This is a genomic window from Cellvibrio sp. (assembly GCF_053579595.1).
This window is the reverse complement of sequence record NZ_JBRFPI010000364.1, coordinates 1-4,483: the sequence shown is the minus strand read 5'-3', so window position 1 is coordinate 4,483 and position 4,483 is coordinate 1. Positions and strand designations below refer to the sequence as shown.

The window sequence follows — 4,483 nt, the reverse complement described above, 5'->3', positions numbered from 1 at the left end:
TTGATCGATTTTTTTTGCAATCACAAGGATGGCAACGCCAGCATGTAATAGATGCTTGCCAATTACTTGGGCTGGATAAAAGTTTCAAGTACACGCAAGGTAGTGTGGAGCGCCTCGGAGAAATTGCAGCCGCTTGCCGCAGTCCGGCTGTCGCACGTACGAGTTTGTTTCGTTGGTTGGTGTTTAATGTACTGGTTGGCAATAGTGATGCGCATTTGAAAAATTTAAGTTTCACTATTTCTCATGAAGGCATCCAACTTGCGCCTTTTTATGATTTGCTTAGCGTGGCAGTGTATGACACGCTCGCCTTTGAAAAACAGAATTGGCCGAAACAAACCGAACTTGCCTGGCCTATTTTAGGTGTGGATCGTTTTGCGGATCTGAATCGTCAATTATTAATTGATGCGGGAGTAAAGCTGAAAATATCTAAAAGTACCTCGCTTCGTTTATTTGACAGCCTGTGTCAGCAAATTGCGACTGAAGCCTCAATGCTCTACGCAGAAATACAACATGAAAATAATGCTCTCATGCAAATTCCCCCTGATCTTTCCGCCAGACTTGCAGGCGAATCACGCTGCCTCAGAACCATTTTGCATGCAGTAATTAAGGAAATGGTGCAGAAGATGAAGGGCTGATTTGACTCAGGTTTTAGTAATGGATGCAAAGCAAAATTATGGATACCTTTTGCCCAAGTCTCATCGGCCATGTCCGGCCAATCGTCTTTGTCGAAACCGGGTTCACTTTCCAGCCGCTTTTTATCGATATCCAGAATGAAGCGTTTATTCACGGTATCCAAAGTTAACGCGCTTCAGGGTGCAGCAAATAACTTTTCTCCCATCCCCAAAAAAAGATCCGAATGAAAAAACCGCGTAGCTGATTTTGCCACTAGCCATATCCAGCATAATTTCTTCGATATCGCCGAGATGCTCGTCAGCGTGATTATAAACGTCATTCCCAATTAACGTGTCTACACCCATCAAGCGGGGCGGCCATGTGCTGTTTTCTATTCGCAATCTCACACACGAACAGTAAGAAGTTAACTGATTTAAAATTAATTTTATTGGTGCGGAAGCGAACGGAACTAACCTTGGAAAGGTAGGATTATCAGCAGTAAAACCGCATGCTGAATTTTACGTGGCATTGAAAGCGGCGGCCCCTGAACGATTTATTTTTTTCTGAGGATATCTTATGTCTTTTAATCAATTAAATTCAGATTGCATTGAACATTGTTTGGCTTGCAGCCAAATTTGTTACTCCACAGCTGTAAATCATTGTTTGGAAGCGGGGGGTAGGCATGTTGCACCGGGGCATTTTACATTGATGCTTAACTGCGCAAAGGTTTGTGAAACCTGTGCAACGTTGCAGATGAGCAATTCATCGTTCAGCTTTCATATGTGTTCGCTATGCGCAGAAATTTGCGAAGCTTGTGCAGAAGATTGTGCAAATATTGGCGATATGGCCGATTGTGTAACGGCCTGTACGAAATGTGCAGAGAGCTGCCGTGAAATGGCGTCTTGAATTATCGGTAATGAAAAAATATTGGGGGGGAGAAAAACCATGGTTTTCTTTCAGGAAAATATGTGGTGGATAGGTGGATTTTTATTGGTAACCATTTTTTGCATTGCATTAATGTTATGGAGAAATCACGCAGCTAAAAGCGACACTGTGCTGCGCAAGGAAAGTGACACTGTTGCCAGTAGCATATCGCTCAAGCCGAAAAGGAATATCCAAAAACTGGATTAATACTCAGCCGGAAAATAGTTTCCCGCTGGCATACGCTGACGCATGGATATTTTTATCAGGATTAATGCTGCGCGATCGAAAAATCCCTCTTAAAACCGGTTCGATAGTTGTTACCCCACCATTTTTTCCAATCTTTACCCAATTCCCCAATTGTTTGGCTATGGTTTATCAATTATCTTATAGTAATATTGACAAAAAGTCGTGTGGTCATTGGCTACAGGCTGAAAACATCTGGTATCCATCAGAAAAAATAACATCGGCACTAATAACTCTGGGAAAAAATAATGATGCGTCGCTTTAGTCTCTATTCGATCTTTACGCTGTTTTTTATGTCACTGTGCGCCCCGGCTTTTGCTGCGCATGAAATAAAACATTTTCGCGATATCACTTGGGCGAGTCCCAAGGGCTTTGATTTGACGCTCGACATCACCGTGCCCGAAACCAAAACAAAAGCGAAACCCGTGTTGGTGATTATTCATGGAGGAGGTTGGTTGCTGGGTAGTAAATCCGGCATGGTGGATTTGGCAGATAGTATTGCCAGCCGCACCGACATTATTACCGTCAATATAAATTACCGTTTGCTCGCTGATGTTAATAACACCACTACGACCAATGAACTTATTGAAGATGCAATGGGCGCAGTACTTTGGGTGAAGGACAATATCAAAAATTACGGCGGTGACCCGGACAAAGTAGCGGTAACGGGTGATAGTGCAGGTGGGCATTTAGCGGTGATGGTAACAGTTGCCAGACGCAATTTGGATAGTGATGGGTTTGATAAAAAGCCGCTGGGTTTTAAACCGACTTATTTACCTAAAGGTGTAAGTGCTGAGCAAGTTGTCGCTAAAGATGGTTTGAAAATTCAGGCTGCCATATTGAGCTATGCCGCCTTTGATATGGTGGCGGTTGCGAAAAGTGGTTTTGAAGCTGAGGGCAATCAATTCTGGAAATGGGCAAATGCAAAACCGCGTGGTCTATTTGGCGATAAAATAAATGTGAATGATAATCCCGAATATTACGAGGCAGTATCCCCACAACAATATTTGGTGAGCGCGAAAGAATTGGCTTTGCCCAAACAATTTGTGCACGTGGGAGCTTTGGATGGCCTTACTACTCCTACAGTTGCAAAAGCTTATGTGGATAATTTGAAAAAATTGGGGCAACCAGTGAGCTTTAAAATATATGAAGGCAAAAACCACGGCTTTTTGGATTCAGGTTGCAATGATTACAACAACGGCTGCTACAAAGATCTTTCCGAACCTGCGGTGACGGATATGATTGCCTTTTTGAATAAAGTATTTAAACTGTAATCCATTTGTAAAAACTTTACTTTTCCTCCCAAAGCCCTCGCCAGCGAGGGCGTTTTAATTTCATCTACCCTAACCGCAGCACAAACTCCGCGCCGGTTTTTCCCTTTGTGACAATCCCATTAAATTTTTGTGATCACCTCATCCTGTCATTTATCGGACCTTAGACTCCTGCTTCTGATTTCGCTCTCCATGAAGAGTGAGATCGGTTTAAAACAATCACCATCAACTGGAGGTCCGACTCGTGTTAAACAGAATAAGCATAACCAGTGCGAAGATTTTAAAAAGCGTTTTTGTTTTGTTGGCGCTGCTCAATGTCAGTGCAGCAACTGCTGATGAATTTCCCACCTGGGATGCGGGGATTACCGCCTACAACGAAGGACTTGTTAGAAAATTTCACCCACTGTTTGATTTTGATTCCGATGGTTGCTATCCAGGAACACCTTTTCATCGCAATGAAAATTTGCGCCAGAATCCGGGTTTGGGTGCAACCTCTAGCTACTACGGCGGTTGCCGCGATGCGGGTTGGGCGAATATCTCCAACACCATTCACAGACAGTTATGCAAAGCGGGCACAGATGGTTTGGAACGCTGCGCACATTTTTATGAGTTGTATTTTGAAAAAGATCAGGCCGTCAATCTGACCTTTTTAGGTGGTCATCGCCATGATGTAGAGACCGTTATTGTGTGGACTCTGAAGGGGAATGGACAAGAGCTTATCAGCCATGTCTCCACCAGTGCCCATGGAAGTTTTGATACTCGTGCAATGAGTGGTTTGCAACAACACAACGGCCATCCATTGGTGGTGTACCACAAAGACGGCATAAGAACGCACGCGTTTCGTTTTGCCAGCGCGACTGATAAAGCCAAGGTAGAGTTTCAGGGTAACTGGGGTGAATTTTTTGCACCGAATATTATTAGCCACTATCGCGCATTAGCGAACTGGGATTCCAATGAGCGCACCCGCCATGAACGCAATACCCAATATCGCATGGTGCTGGAGCAATCGAATTTTGGTTCTGCCAGTTTTAAAACCCGCAACGATAGTTTAATTATGGATCAGGCCAACGCCAACGTACCTCGCACTGATTCACGCTGGGCTAATACTTCATTTACTTGGGATGATATCGCCGCTACCAAAGCGAAAGAATTGCAGGCTAACTATCTTGGTATTTATCAGGACATTAAAAATAATTACTAATATTGATGCGGTAAAAAATCCTGCGGTGATATTGCGGTAATGGGTTGATAAAAAAGCGCAGATTACTGTCGGTAACCTGCGCTTTTTTATTGGATTTTTATTTCATCTTCACGACTACTTTGCCCTTCGCCCTGCCTGCTTCGAGATAGGCAAGTGCCTCTTTGGTTTGACCAAACAGAAACACCTTGTCGATCACCGGAAGGATATGCCACGCCTCCAGTAACTTGCCAAT

At 43.7% G+C, this 4,483-nt stretch carries 7 protein-coding genes; 5 read left to right on the top strand and 2 right to left on the bottom strand.

Annotated elements, in window-relative coordinates; translation table 11 throughout:
• Window positions 1–635: HipA domain-containing protein (locus tag ACWA6V_RS17750; protein WP_449523745.1), on the top strand; the 635-nt coding region annotated here is incomplete at its 5' end.
• Between the two features lie 23 nt (window positions 636–658).
• Window positions 659–802, top strand: coding sequence for a hypothetical protein (locus ACWA6V_RS17745; RefSeq protein ID WP_449523747.1), 144 nt, complete (start codon window positions 659–661; stop codon window positions 800–802).
• On the opposite strand, the gene ACWA6V_RS17740 is transcribed toward ACWA6V_RS17745, so the two are convergent.
• Window positions 780–977, bottom strand: coding sequence for a PRC-barrel domain-containing protein (locus ACWA6V_RS17740; protein ID WP_449523744.1), 198 nt, complete (start codon window positions 975–977; stop codon window positions 780–782). The two genes, ACWA6V_RS17745 and ACWA6V_RS17740, sit on opposite strands and share 23 nt — an antisense overlap.
• A gap of 713 nt (window positions 978–1,690) precedes the next feature.
• On the opposite strand from ACWA6V_RS17740, the gene ACWA6V_RS17735 reads away from it, so the two are divergent.
• From ACWA6V_RS17735 to ACWA6V_RS17725, 3 genes are all read left to right on the top strand, one after another.
• The gene (locus ACWA6V_RS17735) at window positions 1,691–2,044 is read left to right on the top strand and encodes a hypothetical protein (RefSeq protein WP_449523743.1); all 354 of its coding nucleotides are present in this window, start codon (window positions 1,691–1,693) and stop codon (window positions 2,042–2,044) included.
• Window positions 2,028–3,053 (top strand): alpha/beta hydrolase, encoded by a 1,026-nt coding sequence (locus ACWA6V_RS17730; RefSeq protein WP_449523742.1) that lies wholly within the window; start codon window positions 2,028–2,030, stop codon window positions 3,051–3,053. The genes ACWA6V_RS17735 and ACWA6V_RS17730 overlap by 17 nt, the downstream gene beginning before the upstream one ends.
• 295 nt (window positions 3,054–3,348) lie before the next feature.
• The gene (locus tag ACWA6V_RS17725; protein ID WP_449523741.1) at window positions 3,349–4,251 is read left to right on the top strand and encodes an NPP1 family protein; all 903 of its coding nucleotides are present in this window, start codon (window positions 3,349–3,351) and stop codon (window positions 4,249–4,251) included.
• 97 nt (window positions 4,252–4,348) lie between these two features.
• Here ACWA6V_RS17725 and ACWA6V_RS17720 read toward each other — a convergent pair whose 3' ends face one another.
• Entirely contained in the window at window positions 4,349–4,471 is a 123-nt protein-coding gene (locus ACWA6V_RS17720; RefSeq protein WP_449523746.1) for a zinc-binding dehydrogenase, read from the bottom strand.
• Window positions 4,472–4,483 lie beyond the last annotated feature (12 nt).